This is a genomic window from Rhodococcus sp. WMMA185, from assembly GCF_001767395.1.
GTDB lineage: Bacteria > Actinomycetota > Actinomycetes > Mycobacteriales > Mycobacteriaceae > Rhodococcus_F.
In genome coordinates this window covers 1,780,057-1,807,055 of the sequence record NZ_CP017014.1, presented here as the reverse complement: position 1 = coordinate 1,807,055, position 26,999 = coordinate 1,780,057, and the positions used below count along the sequence as shown (strand labels likewise).

At 65.8% G+C, this 26,999-nt stretch carries 1 protein-coding gene; it reads left to right on the top strand.

What is annotated here, in order from left to right; genetic code table 11:
- The first annotated feature begins 159 nt into the window (after positions 1-159).
- Complete coding sequence (locus BFN03_RS08050; RefSeq protein WP_070378582.1) at positions 160-26,976, top strand: non-ribosomal peptide synthetase; 26,817 nt, start codon at positions 160-162, stop codon at positions 26,974-26,976.
- Positions 26,977-26,999 lie beyond the last annotated feature (23 nt).

Here is a 26,999-nt window from a genome sequence, read left to right as displayed (position 1 = left end):
CTGGAATCGACGTCGAATCCGGAACAAACATCACGAATTCGCGAACGCCGGGCCCACACGTACAGGACGATCAGTACAGCGTGCGGCAACGTCGACCGTAGATCCGTCACACGCGCAGAACTTGCGCATCCACAGTTTTCTACCCGCTGGGGGAACGAGATGACGAGTTTGAACCCACCGCAGCCGAACAGTCGTGCCGAAGATCCGAATGTTCCGGACGGGGCCTTCCCCCTCTCCTCGGTGCAGCGGAGCATGTGGTTTGCGCAGCAATTGAGCCCCACGGTTCCCAAATTCATCGCCCAGTACGTCGATCTGCAAGGCGAGATCGATCTGAACCTGTTGAGCGAGGCCGCGGTGACGGCGGGCCGGGAGTTCCAGTCTCCATTCCTTCGGCTGTTGGACGTCGACGGTGAACCATACCAGGCGGTCGATTACACAATCGACCCGTCCATCGGTTTCTGTGACTTCCGCGACAAACCCGACCCGATATCCGCGGCGCGGGCATGGATGGACGAGGACTATGCGCAGCCGGCGCAGTTGACCCGCGACCGACTGGTCGAGATGACCGTCTTGCAGGTGGGAGAGCAGCACTACCTGTGGTACACCAGGATTCATCACGTCGCGCTCGACGGCTACAGCGGCATGACCATGTTGAACCGGATGGCGGCCCTGTACACGGCGGCTATCGAGGGCAGCGAACCTGCGCCGAACCGCGCGCTCGATCTGCGTGAGTTGTACGAGCTCGACCAGAAGTACCGCGCTTCGACCAGGTTCGAGAACGACCGCAACTACTGGGCCGAACGCATCGTCGGTATCGAGAACGGTTCCACCCTCGCCAAGCGTGATGCGCCTGCAGCGGCGCAGAGCTTGCTAGAGAGCGCGGCGCTGTCCGAGACTGCGAGGAGTCTCCTCGAGCAGTCGGATCAGCGGGTTGGCGCCACCTCGGCCGCCGTTCTGGTGGCCGCGTTCGCCTCCTATCTCTCACGGATGACGGGCAAGCGGGACGTGCTCGTCAACCTGCCGGTGTCCGCCCGCACCACCGCCCCGCTGCAGCGGTCCGGCGGCATGCTGGTGAACGTCGCCCCGCTGCGTATCACGGTCCAGCCGGAAGACACCGTCGCCGACCTCGTGCAGCGGGTGCAACTGGCGATGATGGGAGCGCTGCGTCATCAGCGGTGCAGCCTCGAAGACATTCGCCGCGACGCCGGACTCGCCGGAAGCCCGGACGGCTTGGCAGGCCCGATGGCCAACGTCATGCTCTTCCATCAGGCACTGACCCTGGGGTCGGTGACGGGCGAATACCACATCGTCACGTCGGGCCCGGTGGACGATCTTCTGTTCAACATCTACCAGAGCGGTGACGGCCAGACCCTGCTCGACTTCCGTGGCAATCCCAATCGGTACAGCACCGAGGAGTTGCACACGCACCACCGCCGGTTCATGGAACTGGTCGAAGAGTTCGTGACGGCGGAGCCGCACGCGCGGACCGCCGAGATCCACGACGAGAGCGCCCGTCTCGGGGCGCAGATCCTAGAACACAAATCCCAGCGCGAATTCTGGAAGAGGGAACTCGCGGGCGTTCCCGACGTGGCCGCGTTGCCGCTCGACCGACCGCGACCATCCGAGCGTTCCGAGCCCGTCGAGGTCGTCGACTTCGCCCTGGATGCCGACGTGCAACACCGCGCGGCCGCGTTGGCGGAGGAGGCAGGCACCGGGATCTTCACGGTTCTGCATGCAGCGCTCACCGTGCTCCTGTCCCGAATCGGCGACACCGACGACATCGTTATCGGAACGTCCGGCCCCACACAGGATTCAGGCTCCGTCTCCGGCAAGGTCGTCCTGCGGTCGCTGGTTGAGGGTGGGTCGTCCTTCGTCGATCACCTCCACCGGGTTCGCGACACCGACCGGGAAGCGTTCGCACATGCTGCGTTGCCGTTCGACGAACTAGCCTCCTTGCTCGACATCGACCCCGATTCGTCGCACGCCCCGCTGTTCCAGGTGATGCTCGAATTCGCCACCGGCGGCCATCCGCAGGACCCCGCGGAAGGGAAGTCCCGACTCGAGACGGCCGGTTCGGATGAGCGCGGAATCGATCTTCCTGGAATCGATCTCGCCTTCGCCGTCTCCGAATCGGAGTCCGGCGGTTTCAGCGCCCGCTTGGGATTCGCGACCGACGTGTTCGACCGTGGCAGCGCGGAAGCGCTTGCGGCACGCTACGTCCGGATACTGCGGGCGGTCACCGGGAACCCGGTCACCCCGATCGGAGACGTCGATGTTCTCGAACCGGCCGAACTCGCCGAACTCGCGCCTGTCCGCGGCGAACCGTCAGTGGATGCTCGCACCCTTCCCGAACTCCTGCGAGCAGCGGTGGAGGCCGGCGGCGACGGCCATGCCCTCGTCTTCGAGGGTCGGGCTCTGAGCTACACCCAACTCGACGAGCAGTCCGACCGTCTCGCCCGGATGCTGATCTCCCACGGGGTTGGGCCGGGTTCGGTTGTGGCGCTGGCGATCGCACGCTCCATCGAATCGGTGCTCGCCACCTGGGCGGTCGCGAAATCGGGCGCGGCGTTCGTTCCCGTCGACCCGAATTACCCGACCGATCGCATCAACCACATGCTGACCGATTCCGGTGCAATAGCGGGTCTGACCGTAGAGGAGTACCGGTCGTCCCTACCGGAGACCACGTCGTGGTTGGTTATGGACGATGCGGCGTTCGAGCAGACGGTAGCTGAGCATCGGCCCGGTGCCGTCACAAACGCCGATCGACTCCGGCCGCTGCGGACGACTGACCCGGCCTACCTGATCTACACCTCCGGCTCGACGGGCACCCCCAAGGGGGTGGAAGTCACTCACGTCGGACTCGCGAATTTCGCTGAGGAACAGCGGGGCCGGTTCGCCGTCACGGCAGATTCCCGCACACTTCACTTCTCGTCGCCGAGTTTCGATGCGTCCGTCCTGGAACTGCTTCTCGCGGTGGGCGCGGGGGCCACCATGGTGGTGGCGCCGCCGACGGTGTACGGCGGTACGGAACTGGCCGAGCTCTTGCATCGCGAGCGCGTGACCCACGCGTTCGTCACACCGGCTGCTCTGGCGTCCGTCGACCCTACCGGCCTCGACCACATCCGATGCGTGGTCACCGGTGGCGAGAGCTGTCCTCCAGCACTGGTGGCGCAGTGGGCGCCGGGCCGGGCCATGTTCAACGCGTACGGGCCGACGGAGGCGACCGTGGTCGCAAGCATCGCCGGACCGTTGACCGTCGGCGAACCCGTCACGATCGGTCGGCCGTCCCGTGGTTGCAGCCTGCTGGTACTCGATGCGCGGTTGCATCCGGTGCCGGTCGGGGTACCGGGAGAGTTGTACATCACCGGCGACGGTGTGGCACGCGGATACCACAACCGGTCGGTGTCGACCGCGGAGCGTTTCGTCGCCGATCCCTACGGCGCACCCGGTCAGAGGATGTACCGAACCGGGGACTTGACGCGCTGGAACGGGTCCGGTGAGCTCGAATACCTCGGTCGCACCGACTTCCAGGTAAAGATCCGCGGATTCCGCATCGAACTCGGCGAGATCGACGCCGTCGTGCGTGCACATCCGACCGTCGCGTTCGCGACCACGGTCGGACGGACCACACCCTCAGGTGACACCGCACTGGTGACCTATGTACTGCCCGAGGACGACGCACAGATCGACGTCGGCGACATCCTCGACCACGCCGCCGCCGCCCTCCCCGCGCACATGGTCCCCGCGCGGGTGATGGAACTGTCCGAGGTTCCGTTGACGCCCGCGGGCAAGCTCGATCGGAAGGCGTTGCCGGATCCGCATTTCGAGGCCACTTCGACGATATACCGGGCGCCGACGACCCCGACCGAGATGCAGATCGCGGAGGTATTCTCCACGCTGTTGGGGGTCGAAAGGATCGGCGTCGACGACAGCTTCTTCGACTTGGGTGGCGATTCACTCGTCGCGACTCGCGTAGTGTCCCGGGTCAATTCGGCGTTGAGCTCGGATATCGGGGTGCTGGACTTGTTCGAGGCCCCCAGTGTCGCCATGCTCAGCGCCCGAGTGGATGCTCTCGGTCCCCAGGCCTCACCTCGCCCGGAACTCACTCCGCGGCCCGGGTCCGGCCCGGTGCCGGTGTCGCTTGCCCAGCAACGCATGTGGTTCATCAACCAACTCGACACGTCGTCTCCCGCCTACAACATTCCCGTCGGCATCCGACTGCGCGGCACACTCGACGTCGGGGCGTTGCGGGCCGCGATCGATGACGTCCTGACCCGGCACGAATCGTTGCGGACGGTGTTCCCGAACACGCCCAACGGTCCGATCCAGGTAGTTCTGCCGGTCTCCGATGTCAGTCCGAGCCTCAACGTGATCGATGTCGTGGCAAGTGAGCTCGAGTCACGCCTGATCACCGATGCGGCAACAGGTTTCGACGTCACATCGGACCCGCCGCTACGGGCACAGCTCTATCGGATCGCCGCCGACGACCACGAACTGGTGTTCGTGGTTCATCACATCGCCGCCGACGGTCTCTCGATGACCCCGCTGACCAGAGACGTGATGGTGGCCTATCACGCCCGTGTCGGTGGGGATGCTCCGCAATGGGAGCCGCTGGAGGTGCAGTACGCCGATTTCGCCGTGTGGCAGCGCGAACTTCTGGGCTCGCCGGACGACCCCGCCAGTGTGCTCTCGCGTCAACTCGCCTTCTGGTCGAAGACCCTCGACGGCGCGCCGGAGGTCATGGATCTGCCGACCGACCGCCCCCGTCCAGCCCGCCAGTCGATGGTCGGGGCGACAGCCGACTTCGCGATCCCGGCACGCATCCATGCCGGGTTGCTCGGGGTCGCGAACGACCACGACGCCAGCCTGTTCATGGTGGTACACGCGGCACTCGCGGTCCTGCTGTCCCAGTCGAGTGGTTCGCCCGACGTGTCGATCGGGTCCCCGGTCTCCGGTCGCGGGGAACGCCAACTCGACGATGTCGTCGGTATGTTCGTCAATACCGTCGTCCTACGCACCGCAGTCGATCCGGACCTCACCTTCCCCGAGATCCTCTCGCACACGCGCTCGGTGGACCTCGCCGCGTTCAGCAACACAGACCTGCCCTACGAGCGTCTGGTCGAGGAGTTGAAGCCGACCCGCTCCGAGGCGCATTCACCACTGTTCCAGGTGATGCTGGTGTTGCAGGGATTCGCGAACACGCGGCTCGAGCTTCCCGGGCTCGACGTGGAGGTCGAAGCCCTCGAGACCGGTGCGGCGAAGTTCGACCTGCAGGTAATTCTCACCGAGCACACCGAGGATTCCGGCGAGCCGGGCCCCATCGACGTTCAGTTCTCCTACGCCTCGGAACTGTTCGATCCGCCGACGATGACGGCGCTGGCGGAGCGGTTCGTCACCCTGCTCGAAATGATCACCGCACGCTCGACTGCCAAGATCGGGGATCTGGACCTGATCGGTGCGGACGAGACGCACCGGATGCTCGAGAAGTGGATCGACACCGACGTACCCGTACCGGGGTCGACACTCGTCGAGATGTTCGAGAGCCAGGCGGCGCGGACCCCCGACGCCGTGGCCGTCGTGTTCGGGGGAGAGGAACTGCTGTACGCGGAGTTCGACGCGCGTGCCAACCGCCTGGCCCGGGAACTCCTTGCGCGCGGTGTCGGCCCAGAGTCGCGGGTCGCGGTTGCCCTGCGGCGTTCGCTCGAGCTGATGATCGCGATATACGCGGTGGAGAAGATCGGGGCGGCATACGTTCCGCTGGACCCGGACCATCCCGCCTCCCGGATCGCGTACGTGATCGAGAGCGCCGGACCGGCATGCGTTCTCACATCCACTCGAGACCGTCCCGAGGGTATGGGTGACGCGGAGGGCTCTGCCGTCATCGAGATCGATACCCTGCACCTATCCTGCCGGGCGAGTACCCCGATCACCGACGCCGAGCGCGGCGGTCCGATCTACCCCGATTCCGTGGCCTATGTGATCTACACGTCAGGCTCCACCGGACGCCCGAAGGGTGTCGCGGTCAGTCACCGGGCGATCGTGAACCGCCTGTTGTGGATGCAGGACACCTACCGGCTCGATCACACGGACGTGGTGCTCCAGAAGACGCCGGTGACGTTCGACGTGTCGGTGTGGGAACTGTTCTGGCCGCTCCAGGTCGGTGCACGGCTGGTTCTCGCCGCGCCAGACGGCCACCGGGACCCCACCTACCTGTCTCACATCATCGCCGACCACCAGGTCACCACGATGCACTTCGTACCGTCGATGCTGGCGGTGTTCACTGCCGGCGCCGACCCCGACCTCTGCGGTTCCCTCCGGCAGGTGTTCTGCAGCGGTGAGGCGTTGCCGCCGGCCACCGCCGATGCGTTCCGGGAATTCGGCACCGCATCACTGCACAACCTGTACGGCCCGACGGAGGCCGCCGTCGACGTCACGTACTGGGAGTGCACCGAAGGTGACCGGGCATCGGTGCCGATCGGTGCTCCGGTCTGGAACACCCAGCTCTACGTGCTCGATTCACGCCTGCACCCGGTTCCGGTCGGTGTACACGGAGAGCTGTACCTGGCCGGTATCCAGCTGGCCCGCGGATATGTCGGGCGCAGCGACCTGACCTCGGAGCGGTTCGTCGCGAACCCGTTCGGCGAAGCGGGACAACGGATGTACCGCACCGGTGACGTCGTCCGCTGGCGCGCCGACGGCAACATCGACTACATCGGCCGCCGGGACTTCCAGGTGAAGCTGCGCGGCCAGCGCATCGAACTCGGTGAGGTGGAGGCCGCAGTGCTGGCACACCCGTCGGTGGCACAGGCGGTGGTGACCGTTCACCGCAGCGAGGTCACCGGCGAGAGCCTGGTTGGCTACGTAATTCCGGTAGCCGGTGCCGACATCGATACCGCCCATGTGCGGGACGTGGCGGCGGAAGCACTACCCGCCTACATGGTGCCGACTCGCATCATGGTGCTCGACAATTTCCCGCTCGGTGCAACCGGAAAACTAAACCGTGCAGCATTGCCCGAGCCGGAGTTCCTCAGCCCGTCCGCCGAATTCGTGACACCACGCAATCCGATCGAGGAGATCCTCGCGTCGATCTTCGCGGATCTGCTCGACGCGTCACGAATCGGCGTGCACGACAGCTTCTTCGACCTGGGCGGCAACTCCCTGGTGGCCACTCGACTTGTAGCGCGGGTCAACGCCGCACTGGGCAGCCGGATCGGTGTGCGGGAAATCTTCGACGCCCCGACCGTGGCAGCGCTGGCGACCCGGATCGAGTCGGAGACCGGCAAACGGGCTGAGCGCCCACAGTTGGTCGCGGGGGAGCGGCCGGACCGGTTGCCGGTCTCGCTGGCGCAGAAGCGGATGTGGTTCATCAACCAGTTCGACCCCGATTCCCCGGCATACAACATCGCGCTCGCGGTGCGGTTGACCGGCGATCTCGACGAAGAGGCGATCCAGGACGCCGTCGCAGATGTGATGGGGCGGCACGAGTCGCTACGCACCATGTTCCCGATGGTCGACGGTGAACCTCTCCAGCGGGTTCTACCGACCGAAGACGTGGTGCCGGACCTGACTCCGATCGTGACGACCGAAAATGAACTGCACGAACATATCTCGGAACTGGCGGGCGCGGGGTTCGATGTCACCGTAGCGGTGCCGGTGCGCGCCGCGTTGCTCCGTACGGATCCGGAGGAGCACGTGCTGGTTATCGTGGTCCACCACATCAGCGCCGACGGCTTCTCCTTGGCGCCGCTGGCCCGGGACGTCATGACCGCCTACGCGGCGCGGACCGGGGGACAGGCCCCGGACTGGACGCCGCTGCCGGTCCAGTACCCCGATTTCGCGCTGTGGCAACACCGAGTACTCGGCGATGCGGACGACCCGGAAAGCCTTCTCGCCGCTCAACTCGACTACTGGATGCGCGCGCTGACGGGGATTCCGGAGCTCTTGGCTCTACCGACCGACCATCCTCGTCCGACCGAGCAGTCGATGCGGGGCGGCGTCCACACGTTCAGCATCGACCCACAGGTCCACAGCCGGCTCATCACTACGGCGCGCGAACACAATTCGAGCGTCTTCATGGCCGTGCACGCGGCGCTCGCGGTATTGCTGGCGCGGCTGGGAGATACCGATGACGTGGCGGTGGGTACGCCGATCGCGGGTCGCGGCGACGCCGCCCTCGACGACATGGTCGGCATGTTCGTCAACACCCTGGTGCTGCGTACCCCGGTCGATCCCGGCGTTTCGTTCACCGATCTGCTGTCCACGGTTCGAGACACCGACCTGAGCGCCTTCCACCATGCGGACTTGCCGTTCGAGCGGTTGGTGGACGCGATTTCGCCCGAACGCGCGACGTCTCACTCGCCGCTGTTCCAGGTGGTGCTCGAGTTCCGCAACAATGAGCGGCCACGGCTGGAACTGCCGGGCCTGACCGTCACTGGGCTCGACCTGCCGACCGGTATCTCCAATTTCGACCTGCAGCTCACCCTCACCGAGGAATTCGGCGCTTCGGGGGAGCCCGCTGGGATCTCCGCGTCGTTCACGTACGCGTCGAGTCTGTTCGAGCCGTCCACGATCGCCGTTTTCGCGAACTTCCTGGAGCGCATCTTCGACGCGGTGACCTCCGATCCGGAGAGGGCGGTCGGTGACATCGCTCTGATGGATGCGTCCGATCGCGCGGCACTGGCACCGGTGATGGGCGGACCGGATGTGGAGCCGCGGACGCTGCCCGAGCTTCTTGCGGCGGCGGCGGCGATCGATCCCAAGGCGGCCGCACTGTGGTTCGAGGGCAGGGAGGTGACGTACCGGGTTCTCGACGAGAGATCGAACCGGCTCGCCCGCCTGCTCATCGAGCGGGGTATCGGTCCGGAGTCGGTGGTTGCGCTGGCGATGCCGCGGTCGCTGGAGTCGGTGCTGTCGTTGTGGGCGGTCGCCAAGACCGGCGCCGCATTCGTCCCGGTCGATCCGGACTATCCGACCGACCGGATCGTCCACATGCTCAGCGACTCCGGTGCGGCGCTCGCGCTGACAGTCTCGGAGTTTCATTCCAGCCTGCCCGACTGCACCCACTACGTCGTGGTCGATGCACCAGGATTCGACGACGAGGTGGCCGCGCACTCCGCGGCCGGCATCACCGACGCCGACCGAACGGGTCCGCTCGACCTGGAGAACCCGGCCTACCTGATCTACACCTCGGGCTCCACCGGTACCCCGAAGGGTGTCGTCGTCACTCATCGCGGCCTGGCGAACTTCGCCACCGACCTCCGCATCCGGATGGGGCTCAGCCCGCGGTCGCGCACACTGCACTTCGCGTCGCCGAGTTTCGATGCGTCGATCTTGGAACTGCTGCTCGCGGTCGGGTCCGGCTCGACCATGGTCATCGGGCCTGCCTCAGTCATCGGCGGTACCGATCTCGCCGAGGTTCTCCGTGCCGGCCAGGTAACCCACGCCTTCATGACCCCGGCCGCCATGGCAACTGTGGATCCAGCGGGTCTGGACCACCTCCGAGTGGTCGCCACCGGTGGCGACGTGTGCCCGCCGGAACTGGTGGCCCAGTGGGTGACCGGCGGAAGGAAGATGTTCAACGCGTACGGTCCCACGGAAGCGACCGTCGTAACCAGCGCGAGCGGGCCGTTGCTGCCCGGCGAGGGTGTCACGATCGGCCGCCCGCCGCTGGGCACCGGGGAGATGGTGCTCGATTCCCGGTTACACCCGGTACCGAACGGGGTGACCGGTGAGCTATACGTCACCGGATCGGGCCTGGCCCGGGGATACAAAGACAGGGCAGGAACCACCTCGGAACGGTTCGTGGCCAACCCCTATGGCGGTCTCGGCGCCCGCATGTACCGGACGGGCGATCTGGCGCGCTGGAACAAGTCCGGCGAGCTCGAATACTTGGGCCGCAGCGACTTCCAGGTGAAGATCCGTGGTTTCCGCATCGAACTCGGCGAGATCGAGAGTGCACTGACCCGCCACCCGGATGTGGCGCGGGCGGTGGTGTCCGCGCACACGGGAAGCACCGGCGCCAACAGGCTGGTCGGCTACGTGGTCCCGGAGGCTGGCGCGGAACTGGAGACGGACGCAATCCTCGAGTTCGTCGGTGAGTTCCTCGCCCCGTACATGGTGCCGTCCGCTCTGGTCATCCTCGACGAACTGCCGCTGACACCTGCGGGCAAGTTGGACCGTCGGGCGTTCCCGGAGCCGGACTTCGGGGCTCTCGTGTCGCCGAGTCGGGCTCCGGTCTCGGAAATGGAGACCGTCTTGGCCGGTTTGTTCGCGGAGGTGTTGGGTCTCGAGGCTGTCGGGGTGGAGGATTCGTTCTTCGCGCTCGGTGGTGACAGCATCATGTCGATTCAGTTGGTGGCGCGTGCCAAGGCTGCGGGTGTGATCCTGACGCCGCGGGATGTGTTCGAGACCAAGACGGTGGCGGGTTTGGCTGCGGTGGCGTCGTGGGCGGGTGCTGCTGACATCAGGGTGCTCGAGGAGTTGCCGGGTGGTGGTATCGGCGACATGCCGGCTACCCCGATCGTGCGCTGGCTACTCGAGCGCGGCGGCGAGTTCAACCGTATGTCGCAGTCCGCCCTGTTGACCGCGCCGCCCGATTTGCGCGAACTCGAGCCTCTGGTCGGTACGTTCCAGGCCGTCCTGGACCGGCACGACATGCTGCGTGCGCAGTTGAACACCGAGGGTGCCGAGTCACGTCTCGAGGTCCGCCCGGTCGGTTCGGTCGAGGCACGAGATCTGATTCGCGTGGTCGAGGCGTCTGCCGATCCGGGAACACCCGCGTTCGCCGCCACAGTGATCGCGGAACTCGACGCCGCCCTCGACCGTCTGGACCCGGCATCCGGCGTCATGATGCAGGTGGTGTGGTGCGACGCGGGCGACGCGGGTGGGCGCCTGCTGGTGGTGGTCCATCACCTCGTCGTCGACGGCGTGTCCTGGCGCATTCTCGTTCCCGACCTCGCGACCGCGTGGGCGCTGATCTCTGCGGGGCAGAAACCCGCGCTCGACCGGGTGGGCACCTCCATGCGCAGATGGGCGCACGGACTGGTGGACGAAGCCACGAACCGGGCCGCCGAACTCGATCTGTGGCAACGCATTCTCGACTGCGAGGATCCGCTGGTCGGCTCCCGCCCACTCAACCCCGACGTCGACGTCAATGCCACGGTGGGCCGCGTCACGGTCGAGCTCCCGACCGAGGTCACCGAGGCAGTCCTCACCCGGCTGCCAGAAGCTATCCACGGCAGTGTGAACGACGGTCTCCTCACCGCACTCGCGATGGCGGTGACCCAGTGGCGCCGCAGCCGTGCCGTTCTGCCCGACGGCGGTGCCGTCAATCGGACGCCCGACGGCGGTGCTTTCAATGCGACGCTGGTGAGCCTAGAGGGCCATGGCCGTGAGGATCAGGTGGTTCCGGGTGCGGACCTGGGGCGCACGGTGGGTTGGTTCACGGCCATGTTCCCGGTGCGTCTGGATCTGGCGGGCATCGATATCGATGATGCGTTCGCCGGTGGCGGGGCGGCCGGTGCGGCGGTCAAGGCGATCAAGGAGCAGTTGCTCGCCATCCCGGACCATGGCATGGGCTACGGCATGCTCCGATACCTGAACGGCGACACCGCACCCCGCCTCGCGGCGCGGTCGGTACCGCAGATCAGCTTCAACTATCTGGGGCGCTTCGCGGCCGATCTGTCCGAGGCCGGCGAGAAGGTGGGCTGGACACCGACCGGTGAGGTCGACATGGACCGGGCCCAGGATCTCGATACCCCGATCACATCCGCCATCGACGTCAATGCCGTCACCACGGCAGTCGAGGATCGGCCCCAACTGCGCGCCACCTGGGCGTACGCGGCCGGTGTTCTTACCGTCGCCGAGATTCGAGAACTCGCCGATCTCTGGGTGCAGGCGCTGACCGCACTCACGACGTACGCGGCTCGACCCGACGCAGGCGGGCTGACGCCGTCTGACCTGGACCTAGTCAGTTTGAACCAGGACGCCATCGACCGCATCGAAGCGCGCTTCCCCGGATTGTCGGAGATCTGGTCGCTGTCGCCGCTGCAGTCCGGCCTACTCTTCCACGCACTGCTCGCCGATGAGTCGATCGATTCCTACACCGTGCAGATGACGCTCGAACTGAGCGGCGCCGTGGGGTCGCGATTGCGTGTTGCGGGGCAGGCCCTGCTCGACCGGCACGCGAACCTGCGGGCATCGTTCGTCTACGACGAGGACGGGACCCCCGTTCAGGCGGTCCACCAGTACGTGGAACTTCCGTGGACGGAGATCGATCTGTCCGACCTCGACGAGGTGAGTGCGGACGCGGAGATCGCCCGCCTCGTCGAGACCGACCGGGCCCGCGGATTCGACATGGCCGAACCGCCTCTGCTGCGGTTCATGTTGATCCAACTCGGTGGTGACCGGCAGAAGTTGATTGTGACGAATCATCACGTGCTGCTCGACGGTTGGTCGATGCCGCTGTTGATCCGCGATCTGCTGACGCTGTACGTCACGGAGGGTGATGGCGCCGCGCTGCCCCGCGTGCACCCCTACCGCGACTACCTCGCATGGATGGCGGACCGAAGCACCGAGGAGTCTCTCGAGGTCTGGAAGCGCGCCCTCGCCGGGGTGGACGAGCCAACCCTGCTGGCCCCATCCGATGCCACCGGCCAGAGCGATACCCCGTCGAGCGAGGTGATCGTCGACCTCGATGCCGACCGAACCGACATGTTGACGGTGCTGGCACGCGAACACGGCCTGACGCTGAGCACCCTCATCCGCACCGCCTGGGGGATTGTGTTGGGTGGTTTGGTGGGTCGTTCGGATGTGGTGTTCGGTGGCACGGTGTCGGGTCGTCCTCCGCAGATTGCGGGGATCGAGTCGATGGTGGGTTTGTTCATCAATACTTTGCCGGTGCGGGTGGTGTTGGATCCGTCGGAGTCGTTGGGTGAGTTGCTCGAGCGGGTGCAGGGTGAGCAGGCGGGGTTGCTTGATCATCATTATGTGGGGCTTACCGATATTCAGGCGGTGGCCGGTGCTGGTGCGAGTTTCGATACGTTGACGGTGTTCGAGTCGTATCCGGTGGACAAGGAGGGGTTGACCGAGCAGACCGACATCGCCGGCATGCGCGTCCTCGATATCCGCGACAGCGCGAACGCTGCGCACTATCCGCTCGCATTGATCGCATCGGCTCACGAACATCTCCAGTTGAAGCTCGAGTATCTTCCCGACCTGTTCGACCAGGCGAGCATCGAACGCATCGGTGACCGTGTGGTCCGCGCACTCATTGCGCTCGCCGAGAGTCCCGATATGAGGCTCTCCCAGCTGAGCTTGCTCACCGAAGCCGAGGCGGCCGAACTGGTCCCGGTCCGCGGCGGGCCGGGCGGGTCGGAGCGAACGCTGCCGCAGATGCTCGCCGAGATTGCAGCGGCTGCGGGTGATTCCATCGCCCTGGTGTCCGGTGATCGCCAGGTGTCGTATCGGGAACTCGACGAGCAATCCAACAGGCTCGCACGAGTTCTGATCGGCCAGGGAGTTGGCCCGGAGGACATTGTTGCACTGGGTATTACACGATCCATCGAGTCGGTTGTCGCCGTCTGGTCGATCGCCAAGACGGGGGCGGCGTTCGTTCCGGTCGATCCGAACTACCCACGTGAGCGAGTCGAGCACATGCTCACCGACTCCGGTGCCTCCTTCGGTGTGCGAGTCGCGGCCGATCACGACAGGTTGCCTGGCGCGGTCACCTGGCTGACACTCGACGACACCGAGACCGAATCAGCGGTGCGGGAGGTGTCCTCGGCACCGGTCACCGACGAGGAGCGCACCACCCCACTGCGATTCACGTATCCGGCGTATGTCATCTACACCTCCGGGTCCACCGGCACCCCGAAGGGCGTGGTTGTCAGCCATCGTGGCCTCGACAACTTCGCCGAGGAGATGCGGGCCCGGTACGGGACGGACTCTTCGTCGCGCACCATGCACTTCTCCTCGCCGAGTTTCGATGCCTCGATCCTCGACTACCTGCTGGCCTTCGCCGCCGGCGCGACCATGGTGATCGTGCCGACATCGATCTACGGCGGTGAGGAGTTGGCGGAGCTGATCCGTAGTGAAGGGATTACGCACGGGTTCATCACTCCGGCAGCACTCGCCTCCGTGGATCCCGAGGGTCTGGATGTGTTCCAGAACGTGGTGGTCGGCGGCGAGGCCGTCCCGCCGGAATTGGTCACCCGTTGGGCGCCGGGACGGAAGCTGTTCAACGGGTACGGCCCCACCGAGGCGACCGTGATGACCAACATCAGCGACCCCCTCGAGGTAGGTGAGGTGGTCACGCTCGGTGGACCGATCCGCGCGGTTGCCGAGGTGATTCTCGACGCGCGGCTGCAACCGGTTCCCCTCGGTGTTGCAGGGGAGTTGTACATCTCGGGTAAGGGTCTGGCCCGCGGCTACCACGCGCGCGCCGGGCTGACCAGCGAGCGCTTCGTTGCCAACCCCTTCGGCGAACCCGGTGACCGGATGTACCGCACCGGTGATCTCGCCCGGTGGATGCCCGATCACTCTGTCGAGTACCTGGGCCGCACCGACTTCCAGGTGAAGATTCGCGGTTTCCGCATCGAACTCGGCGACATCGACAGTGCACTCTCGGAGCACCCGTCCGTTTCGTTTGCGGTCACCCTCGGGCGTCCTGGACCAGCGGGTGACACCGTCCTCGTGTCCTACGTGCTGCCCGAGGCAGGATCGGAACTCGAACCGCCGGAGCTGAAGGAGTGGGCGGCAGGCCTGCTGCCCCCACACATGGTGCCGTCGAGCATCATGCTGCTCGACGAGATTCCGCTGACCCCGGTGGGCAAACTCGATCGAGCAGCGCTGCCGACACCGCAGTTCCTGCCAACGTCCGATGATTTCCGTCCACCGTCGACGGTGCTCGAGCACACCATCGCCGACATCTTCACCACCGTCCTCGGTATCGAACGGGTCGGTATCGACGACAATTTCTTCGACATCGGTGGAAACTCGCTCGTGGCAACCCGGGTCGCTGCACGCCTGAGCGCGGAACTCGATACCGACATCGGCGTCCGCGTCCTGTTCGAGGCGCCCACGATTCACTCGATGGCCCGCCTGATCGAGTCGACGGAGTTCGCAGGCGTCCAGGACGGCGATCACGCCCGGATCCCGCTCGGTCCGATGCCGCGGCCCGAGTACGTACCGGTGTCATTGGCGCAAAAGAGGATGTGGTTCCTCAACCAGTTCGACACCTCGTCGGCCGCGTACAACATCCCGATGGCCGTCCGGCTGACCGGTCACCTGGACGTGGAGTCGTTGCGCGAGGCCGTGACCGACGTCTTCTTCCGGCACGAATCGTTGCGGACCGTGTTCCCGTCCCACAACGGGGAACCAACTCAGGTCGTACTGTCGCCAGGACAGTGGTCACCGGACCTCGAGGTCACCGAGGTGCCGGAAGACGAACTGCGCGAGCACATCGCAACTCTGGCAACCGCAGGCTTCGATGTGACGGCAGACGTGCCGATCCGGTCGGCGCTGTTCGCTCTTGCCCCCGACGACCACGTGCTAGTCATCGTGGTGCATCACATCTGCGCGGACGGGTTCTCATTCACCCCGCTCGCCCGGGACGTGATGGGGGCCTACGCAGCCCGGATCGCGGGAAGCGCACCGCAATGGCACCCGCTGTCGGTGCAGTACGCGGACTATGCCCTCTGGCAGCTCGACCACCTGGGCAGCGAGAGCGATCCCGAATCGCTGATCTCGCGTCAGCTGCAGTACTGGACCGAGCAACTTGCGGACCTGCCCGAACTCTTGGCGCTTCCGCTCGACCACGCACGTCCGGTCCAGCAGTCCTTCCGCGGAGCGCAGGTCGACTTCACCGTTCCCGCGGACATACATCGGTCGCTCTCGGCGCTTGCCCGCAAGCACAACTCGACCATGTTCATGACCGTCCACGCCGCATTGTCGGTGCTGTTGTCGGCCCTGTCGTCCACCGAGGACATCGCGGTCGGCACCCCGATCGCGGGTCGCGGCGACGCCGCGCTCGACGACCTGGTCGGCATGTTCGTCAACACCCTGGTCCTGCGTGCCGTCGTCGACCCCGCCGAGGGCTTCGGTGCCCTGATCGACCAGGTGCGGGCCACGGACCTGGCCGCGTTCCATCACTCGGATCTTCCGTTCGAACGACTCGTCGACGTGCTGGCCCCCGAACGTTCGACAGCGCACTCGCCGCTGTTCCAGGTGATGCTCGAATTCCGGAACAACCAGACGCCGACCCTGGAGTTGCCGGAACTGACTGCGAACGCAGTCGATTTCGACCTCGAGGTTGCTAAGTTCGACTTGCAGCTCGGCGTCGAGGAACAATTCGACGCCGATGGGGTCGCGGCCGGTATCACCGCGTCGTTCACCTACGCGACCGATCTGTTCGACGCCGACACCGTGCGTACCATCGCCGAGAGGTTCCTGCGCGTCCTCGACGCGGTCACCTCCGACCCGCAAACCCCGGTCGGCGACATTGTGCTCACCGACGCCGCCGAGCGGTTGGCGATGGCAACCGAATGGAATGTCGCCGGCATCGGCTCCGGCGAGGACACGCTCGCCGACCGGTTCGCGCAGAGCGCAGCCAGGTTCCCCGACGCCACCGCGGTGACCTCGGAGGACGTGACCCTCACCTACAGCGAACTCGACGAACGCTCGAACCGGCTGGCCCGACTCCTCATTTCCAGGGGCGTCGGTCCGGAATCTCTGGTCGCCGTGGCACTTCCACGCAACTGCGATCTCATCATCGCCCTGCTGGCCGTGATCAAGGCCGGTGGCGGCTATCTTCCGGTCGACATCACGAATCCGTCCGAGCGCCTGGCGTTCGTCTTCGAAGACGCGGCGCCGAACTGTGTCGTGACCACCGTCGGGGACGCCTCAGCGCTGCCGGCGTCGGAGGTTCCGCCGATCCTGCTCGACGACCCCGAAACCACCGAACACCTTGCGCAGTTGTCGGCGGCGGCGATCACCGACACCGACAGGATGGCGCCGCTCGAGCCGTCGTCTGTGGCGTACGTGATCTACACGTCCGGTTCGACGGGCCGACCGAAGGGCGTCGTCGTCTCACACCGGAACGTGCTGACGCTGTTCGCGAACACCCAGCCGGAATACGGGTTCGATGAGACCGACGTGTGGACGATGTTCCACTCCTACGCGTTCGACTTCTCGGTGTGGGAGCTGTGGGGGCCGTTGCTCTACGGCGGACGCCTCGTCGTCGTGGACTACTACACGGCGCGGTCGCCGGAAATGTTCCACGAACTGCTGCGCAACGAGCAGGTCACCGTGCTCAACCAGACCCCGACCGCGTTCTATCAACTCGCCGAGACCGACCGCTTGGTGTCGGAGATGGACGTGAACGCGGCGGCTCTCGCGCTGCGCTATGTGATCTTCGGCGGCGAGGCGCTCGACCTTGCGCAACTCGGTCGTTGGTACTCGAGGCACGACGCCTCCGCCCCGACGCTGGTGAACATGTACGGCATCACCGAGACCACGGTCCACGTCAGCTATCTCCCGCTGGACCCCGAGTTCGCGGCGTCCACCTCGGCCAGTGTCATCGGCCGCGGTATCGCAGGCCTGCATGTTCACGTTCTCGACCGTCGCCTGCGCCCGGTACCTCCCGGAACCATCGGGGAGATGTACATTTCCGGAGACCAGGTGTCCCGCGGCTACCTCGGCCGGGCCGCGCTGAGCTCGACCCGCTTCGTGGCCGACCCGGCGAACCCCGGTGGCCGCATGTACCGATCGGGTGACCTGGCTCGCTGGAACAAGTCCGGCCAGCTCGAGTACCTGGGCCGCAGCGACTTCCAGGTCAAGATCCGTGGTTTCCGCATCGAGCTCGGCGAGATCGAGTCCGCGCTGCTGTCGTACCCGGGCATCGCGCAGGCCGTCGTCCTCACCCGTGACGACGGGCACGGCGGACACCGGCTGATCGGCTACGTGGTGCCCGAAGCCGGTACCACCATCGACGTGTCTGCGGTGCTCGAATTCGTCGGTGCCCAGCTCACCTCGTACATGGTGCCCGCCACCCTCGTGGCGCTCGATGCCCTTCCGCTGACGAGCAACGGCAAGCTCGACCGTCGGGCGTTGCCGGAGCCGGACTTCGGGGCCCGGGTGTCGGCGGGTCGCGCACCGGCGACGGAAATGGAAACCGTCTTGGCCGGTTTGTTCGCGGAGGTGTTGGGTCTCGAGGCTGTCGGGGTGGAGGATTCGTTCTTCGCGCTCGGTGGTGACAGCATCATGTCGATTCAGTTGGTGGCGCGTGCCAAGGCTGCGGGTGTGATCCTGACGCCGCGGGATGTGTTCGAGACCAAGACGGTGGCGGGTTTGGCTGCGGTGGCGTCGTGGGCGGGTGCTGCTGACATCAGGGTGCTCGAGGAGTTGCCGGGTGGTGGTATCGGCGACATGCCGGCTACCCCGATCGCGTCGTGGCTGCTCGAACGCGGCGGCGACTTCCGCCGCTACACCCAGACCGCCCTGCTCTCGCTTCCCGCCGAAGCCGACGAGACGTTGCTCGAACGCACGATCGCCGCCGTCGTCGATCATCACGACATGCTCCGCGCCCGGTTGCATCGCACCGAGTCGCAGTGGCGGATCGAAGTGCAGCCCGCCGGTGCACTGAACGTCGGCAGCATGTTGCGAAGGATTGAGGTTCCTTCGGTGGTCGGCTCCGGTTTCGCGGAAACCGCCACCGTCGAACTCGATGCCGCTGCAGGAAGACTCGACCCCGAGGCCGGGATCATGCTGCAGATGGTGTGGTTCGATGCCGGCGCGGAGGGCGGCCGCCTGTTGGTGGTGGCTCATCACCTTTCCGTCGATGGCGTCTCGTGGCGGATCCTGGTGCCGGACTTCGCGACAGCGTGGGCGCGGGTGTCCGCCGGTGAGGAACCGGCGCTCGAACCGGTCGGTACATCGATGCGTCGCTGGTCCCACGGCCTGGTCGAGATGACCGGCGCACGTGAGACCGAGATCGAGTTGTGGCGGCGCACTCTCGAAGCCGACGACCCACTGATCGGGTCACGCCCGCTCGACGCGGAGGTCGACGTGGCGGGGACGGTGGACAAGCTCACCGTCGAGGTGACGCCCGACGTCACGGACGCGTTGCTCACCCGGGTACCAGAGGCCTTCCACGGCGGAGTCAACGATGGACTGTTGACCGCGCTGGCGCTGGCATTGGCGAAGTGGCGCCGCAAACACGGAGACCTCACCCGCGAGTCCTTGGTCAACCTCGAGGGCCATGGCCGTGAGGATCAGGTGGTGCCGGGTGCGGACCTGGGGCGCACGGTGGGTTGGTTCACGGCCATGTTCCCGGTGCGTCTGGATCTGGCGGGCATCGATATCGATGATGCGTTCGCCGGTGGCGGGGCGGCCGGTGCGGCGGTCAAGGCGATCAAGGAGCAGTTGCTCGCCATCCCGGACCACGGCATCGGCTACGGCATGCTCCGCTACCTCGATCCCGATACCGCGAAGCAACTGCGGGCGCTGCCCCAGCCGCAGATCACCTTCAACTATCTGGGCCGGCTCGGAGGCGCGACGTCGACAGACATCCATCACGCCTGGGTGCCGGTGACCGACACCAAGCTCGACGACATCCCCGCCTCCGACATTCCGGTGGCCACGGCGCTCGATATCAACGCCGTCACCGGAACCGGGGCGGACGGAAACCGGCTGCGGGCCACGTGGGCGTTCCCCACCGGGGTGCTGGCTGCCTCGGAGGTGCGTGAACTCGCCGATCTCTGGGTGGAGGCGCTCACCGCGCTGACCGCCCATGTGGCTCGGCCCGATGCCGGTGGTCTGACCCCATCCGACCTGGACTTGGTCGCGTTGAACCAGGACGCCATCGACCGACTGGAAGCCAGATTCCCGACCCTGTCCGACATCTGGTCGCTGTCGCCGCTGCAGTCGGGGCTGCTCTTCCACGCTCAATTCTCCGACTCCGTTTTCGGTGCTCAGTTCTCCGATTCCACGGTCGACCCCTACCTCGTGCAGTTGGCACTGAAGCTCCGTGGCGAGGTGAACCCGGACCGCATCCGCCGCGCCGGGCAGGCACTGCTGGACAGGTACCCCAACCTGCGGGCGGCATTCGTCCACGACAGTGCCGGCGCCTCCGCGCAGATCATTCAGGAGCACGTCGAGTTGCCGTGGTCCGAGTTCGACCTATCGGCGCTCGGGGACGAAGACACGGATCGCGAATACGACCGGATCATGCGACAGGACCGAACGGTCAAGTTCGACATGGCCGAGGCGCCGCTACTGCGGCTGGCGCTGATCAGGCTCTCCGAGCACGACTACCGGCTGATTCTGACCAACCACCACATCCTGCTCGACGGTTGGTCGACGCCGCTGGTCATCCGCGATTTGCTGGCGCTGTACGCCACGGACGCCGACGAGAGCCTGCTACCCCGCGTGCACTCCTACCGCGACTACCTATCGTGGATGAAGCGTCACGACGTCACCGAGTCCCTAGATGCCTGGCGTACCGCACTCGGCGAGGTCGAGGAGCCGACTCTTCTCGCCCCGATGGAGCGCGGTGAGGCGCTCTCCGCAGTCGCGGAGGAAACCGCCTTCACCCTGTCCGAGGAGCAGACCACTCGTTTGCGCGATCTGAGCCGCGAACGCGGACTCACCCTCAACACCGTCGTGCAGGCGGCCTGGGGGATTGTGTTGGGTGGTTTGGTGGGTCGTTCGGATGTGGTGTTCGGTGGCACGGTGTCGGGTCGTCCTCCGCAGATTGCGGGGATCGAGTCGATGGTGGGTTTGTTCATCAATACTTTGCCGGTGCGGGTGGTGTTGGATCCGTCGGAGTCGTTGGGTGAGTTGCTCGAGCGGGTGCAGGGTGAGCAGGCGGGGTTGCTTGATCATCATTATGTGGGGCTTACCGATATTCAGGCGGTGGCCGGTGCTGGTGCGAGTTTCGATACGTTGACGGTGTTCGAGTCGTATCCGGTGGACAAGGAGGGGTTGACGGAGCAGACCGACATCGCCGGCATGTTCGTCACCGGCATCGTGGGCAAGGACTCCGCGCACTACCCCCTTGCCGTCGTCGCATCCGGTGACGATCGGCTGAACCTCAAGTTCGAGTATCTGCCCGAAGTCTTCGAGCAGAGCGCGGTCGACGAGATCGCAGATCGGCTGGGGCGGGTGCTCGACGCGATCGCCGAGCGGCCGGAGATGCCTCTGGCCCGGCTGCAACTGCTCACCGACGCGGAACTCGCCGATTTGGCGCCGGTCCGAGGCAGGCCCGGGTTCTCCGTCCGTACGCTGCCACAGATCTTCGAGGACGCTGCCGCGCTGGACCCCAATCGGACGGCGCTGACGTTCGAGGGCCGCAATGTCTCGTACCGTGAGCTCGACGAGCGTTCCAACCAGCTTGCGCGGGTGCTGATCTCGCGCGGCGCGGGCCCGGAGACGTTCGTGGCGCTGGGTATTCCCCGCTCGATCGAGTCGGTTCTCGCCATCTGGGCGGTTGCCAAGACAGGTGCAGCGTTCGTCCCGATCGACCCGAACTATCCGGCGGACCGCATCGAGCACATGCTGACCGACTCGGAGGCCACCATCGGGCTGACCATGTCCGCGTACAAGGAGTCGTTGCCCGATTCCATGCCGTGGCTGCAGCTCGACTCACCCAAGTTCGAGAAGGCATGTCAGGCGAAACCAGCTCTGCCAGTGGCAGATTCGGATCGACGTTCGCCGATCAGCCTCGACAACGCGGCGTATATCGTCTACACGTCGGGTTCCACGGGCAAGCCGAAGGGTGTCGTGGTCACACACGAGGGTCTCGACAACTTCGCCGAGGACCAGCGCCAGCGGTTCGCCGCCGGGCAGACCTCCCGCACCCTGCACTTCTCGACGCCGAGCTTCGACGGGTCGATCTTCGAGTACCTGCAGGCGTTCGGTGTCGGTGCCACGATGGTGATCGCGCCGCGGACGGTATACGGCGGGGTGGAACTTGCCGAACTCATCCGGTCGGAGCACGTCACGCACGCGTTCATCACCACTGCGGCGCTGGCCACGGTCGATCCCCGAGGCCTCGACGAATTCCAGCACGTCGTATTCGGTGGCGAGGCCTGTCCGCCGGAGCTGGTGACGCGTTGGGCTCCGGGACGATTCCTGTCGAACGCCTACGGGCCCACCGAGACCACGGTGATGGCCAATATCAGCGATCCGATGACCGTGGGCGAACCCATTACGCTCGGCGGCCCGATCCGCGGTGTCGGCGAACTGGTGCTCGATTCGCGTCTCCAACCGGTACCCGTCGGTGTGCCGGGTGAGCTGTACATCACCGGGGCGGGCCTGGCCCGCGGCTACCACCGGCGACCGGAGCTGAGCAGTCAACGCTTCCTCGCCAACCCCTTCGGGGAGGCCGGCGAGCGGATGTATCGCACCGGCGACATCGTTCGCTGGCGGTCCGATCACACCGTCGAATACGTGGGCCGCAGCGACTTCCAGGTGAAGATCCGCGGCTTCCGCATCGAACTGGACGAGATCGACTCGGAGATCACCGCGTTCCCGGGGGTCAAGTTCGCGGTGACACTCGGAGTCCCGGGACCGTCCGGCGACACCGTGCTGGTGACGTATCTGCTGACCAATACGCCGGGCGAAGTCGACGAGGCGGAGTTGACCGCACACCTGTCGACCCGACTGCCGGCGCACATGGTGCCGACGAGCATCACGTTCCTCGACGAGATTCCGTTGAACCCGGTGGGCAAACTCGACCGTTCGGCGCTGCCCGATCCGGAGTTCCACACCACCAAGGAGTTCACGCCGCCGTCCAATGATCTCGAAGCGATGATCGCGGACATCTTCGCCGATGTCCTCGGAATCGAACGGATCGGTATCGACGACAACTTCTTCGACCTCGGCGGCAACTCGCTGGTGGCTACCCGTGTCACGGCACGGCTACGGGATGCTCTCGATGCCGATATCGGCGTTCGCGCGCTGTTCGAAGCCCCGGATGTCCGGTCTCTGGCCGCACGTGTCGGGGACGCCGTGCACAGTGGTGGTGCAGCGCCCGCACTCGAGCCTGTCGAGCGTCCCGAACTGATTCCGCTGTCGCTTGCGCAGAAGCGGATGTGGTTCCTCAACCAGTTCGATACCTCGTCACCCGCGTACAACATTCCATTGGCAGTCCGGTTGACCGGGAACCTCGATGTCGACGCTCTGCGACTGGCCATGACCGACGTCCTCGAACGGCACGAAACGCTGAGGACCATCTTCCCCACGGTCGAGGGCGAACCAACTCAGAAGATCCTGGCCGCCGCCGACGCGCAACCGGAAATCACCACTGTCTCGGTTGCCGCGAACGACCTGCCGCGGCACATGATGGAACTGGTATCGCGCGGGTTCGACGTGAGCATCGACGTCCCGGTCCGGGTGGCGCTGTTCGAAACCGCACCCGATCATCACGTGCTCACGATCGTGGTCCACCACATTTGCGCGGACGGCTCCTCGCTGGCCCCGTTGGCGCGGGACGTGATGGTGGCCTACACCTCGCGGCTCGACGGTGCCGCGCCGCAGTGGGATCCGCTGAAGGTGCAGTACGCCGACTACACGCTGTGGCAGCACGCCGACCTCGGTTCGGAGAACGACCCCGACTCGAAGATCAACCGGCAGTTGCGGTTCTGGTCGGACACGCTGGCCGGGTTGCCGGACGTCATCCAGTTGCCGACCGACCGTCCGCGCCCGATCCAGCAGACGTTCGAGGGCGATCGGGTGGAGTTCACCCTCAGCGCGGACCTTCATCAACAGTTGACCGCACTGGCCCGGGCGAACAATGCCACCATGTTCATGACCGTCCACGCAGCGCTCGCGGTGTTGTTGGCCAGGCTCGGCAGCACCGACGACGTCGCCATCGGCACCCCCATCGCCGGACGAGGCGAAACCGCCCTCGACGATATGGTGGGGATGTTCGTCAACACTCTGGTCCTGCGTAGCCGGATGAACCCAGCAGCGACGTTCACAGAGTTGCTCGGGCAGATCCGGGAGACCGATCTGGCCGCGTTCGGGCACTCGGACCTGCCGTTCGAGCGCCTCGTCGAGGAACTCAACCCCACCAGGTCCACCGCCTACTCGCCGCTGTTCCAGGTGGCCCTCGAGTTCCAGAACAACGTGAGCCCCACCCTGGAACTTCCGGAACTACGGGTCGAGAGCGTGGACCTGGAAACCCGGGTGGTGAAGGAAGACCTCGAAGTGATCCTGGTCGAGCAGTTCGATGGAGACGGTGCGCCCGCCGGTATCTCCGGCGGACTGGACTTTGCGGTGTCCCTCTTCGACCCTGAGACCGCACGCTCGTTCGCCGACCGCTTCAGCCGGATCCTCGCGGCCGCCGTCACAGATCCGGACCGGCCGATCGGCACGTTCCCGCTGCTCGACGAGGCCGAGACCGCCGAACTGGCGCCGGCCCGGGGCGAACCCGGAGTACACCCCGAACTGTGGCCCGACCTGTTGTCGGCCGCCGCGGCTCGGGACCCGGAAGCGGTGGCGTTGTCCTTCGAGGACCGTCAGGTCAGCTATCGGGAACTCGACGAATGGTCCAATCGGCTGGCCCGGATCCTGGGTTCCCACGGTGTGGGACCGGAGACGTTCGTGGCCATCGGCATACCGCGGTCGATCGAGGAAGTGGTGTCGATCTGGGCGGTGGCCAAATCCGGTGCGGCATTCGTCCCGGTCGATCCTGCCTATCCAGCCGACCGGATCGAGTACATGCTCACCGACAGCCGTGCGACGGTCGGAATCACCGTCGCCGCCCACCGGGAGGGGCTGCCGGACACCGTTCCGTGGTTGGTGCTCGACGCTGAGGACTTCGCCGAGCAGGTCGAGGCCGTGTCCCCGGCGGCGGTCTCGGACGCCGACCGGACGAGCCCGCTGCGATTGGCCCACCCTGCGTACCTGATCTACACATCGGGTTCGACCGGTCGACCGAAGGGTGTCATCGTCACACACAGTGGTATCGCCAACCTCACCGCCGAAGAACGCGGGCGGTTCCAGGTCACGCATGAATCGCGGGTATCGCACCTGGCGTCCCCGAGCTTCGACGCGTCGATTTACGAGCTGATGATGGCATTCGGGGCTGCGGCACGGGTGGTGATCGTGCCGCCTGCCATCTTCGGTGGCACCGAGCTGGCGGAACTGCTGCGAAGCAACGCGGTCACACACGCGTTCATCACACCCACCGCATTGTCCTCGATGGAAGATGAGGGACTCGATTCGCTCCGCGCCCTCTTGGTGGCCGGCGAGGCATGCCCGCCGGAACTGGTGGAGATTTGGGGCAAGAACCGCAACATGCACAACGGCTACGGGCCCACGGAAACCACCATCCAGGCGAACGTGAGTACCCCGATGCGTCCGGGCGAGGTCGTCAACATCGGTGCGCCAGCACTGGGATTCGGCTCGCTCGTGCTCGATGAACAGCTGCAACCCGTGCCGGTCGGCGTGCCCGGAGAGTTGTACATCATCGGACCCGGGCTCGCGCGTGGGTACCACAATCGGGCGGAACTGACCTCCGAGCGCTTCGTCGCGTGCCCGTTCGGCGAAGTCGGCCAGCGGATGTACCGCACCGGGGACGTCGTGCGCTGGCGGCCCGATCACACCCTCGAGTACATCGGCCGCACCGACTTCCAGGTAAAGGTCCGCGGGTTCCGCATCGAACTCGGTGAGATCGACACCGTTCTCGCCCGGCACCCTGCTGTCGCATTCTCGGCCACGATCGGGCACACCGGCCCTTCGGGCGACACACTCCTCGCGTCGTACGTACGGACCGTGGACGGAGTCGACCTCGAGCCCGCGGAACTGCGTACGTACGCCTCGGAACACTTGCCCGGGCACATGGTCCCGTCCGCGGTGGTGATCCTCGACCAGGTCCCGATGACTCCGGGCGGCAAACTCGACCGCAAAGCACTGCCCGCGCCCGAGTTCGGTACCACCGGCGCGGCGTTCCGTGCCCCGACGACCGAGACCGAACGGATCATCGTGGAAGCCTTCGCTGAGGTACTCGGTGTGGACCGGGTGGGCACGGCGGACAGCTTCTTCGACCTCGGCGGCAACTCGATCGTCGCGACCCGCGTGATGACCGTCCTGCAGGAACGATTCGGGCGGCACATCCCGCTGCAGTCTATGTTCCTGGACCCGACACCGGCGGGTCTGGCATTGCGGATCGACAAGGAGGACGCGGAGGCCTCACCGGTCGACGAGGCGTTGGGCGTCGTCATCCCACTGCGTCCGACCGGCGAGAAGGCTCCGCTGTTCTGCATCCACCCCGGGATCGGCCTGTCGTGGGGTTACGCCGGACTTGTGCAGCATCTCGCGCCGGACCGCCCGGCCTTCGGCCTGCAGTTGCCAATCATCAGCGGAGGCCCGGCCTTCGAGTCGGTCGAGCAGTTGGCGCACCACTACGTGGTGGAGATGCGCCGCGTCCAGGCTCACGGGCCCTACCACCTGCTCGGCTGGTCTCTCGGTGGGGTCATCGCCCACGCGATGGCCGTCGAACTGCGCAGGGAGGGCGAGGAAGTGGCAACCCTGGCCATCATGGACAGCTATGTGACGAACGGAAACGGCCAGGGTCCCGAGCACCTCACCGTCTCCGAACTCCTGAACGGCCTCGGACTGGATCTCGAGTCGGAGACAGGAGAGGAACTGACCTACGAGCGAGCCGTCGAGTTGCTCGATGAAGCGTTCGGGCAGAAGATCGGACTGACCCCACAGCACTTGGAGCGGATCAGTTCCGGATACACGAACTCCTCGCAGATCATGACCAATTTCCGCCCACAGGTGTTCGACGGAGATCTGCTCTTCTTCTCCGCCAGCGCGTCCGAAGGGGAGCATTCACCCGAGGAGTGGCAAGGGTCCGTCACCGGTGGGATCGACGAAGTCAAGATCGATTGTGAACACAATCAGATGATCGAACCGGAAGTGCTTGCCGTAGTGGGGCCGGTGCTCGAGAACTACCTCAGTAGGGGATGACGTAGGACCGCGCTCGACCCGGA

Excerpts from the sequence above, each read along its gene's own strand:
- BFN03_RS08050 (WP_070378582.1), top strand. The coding sequence starts at position 160 with ATGACGAGTTTGAACCCACCGCAGCCGAACAGTCGTGCCGAAGATCCG.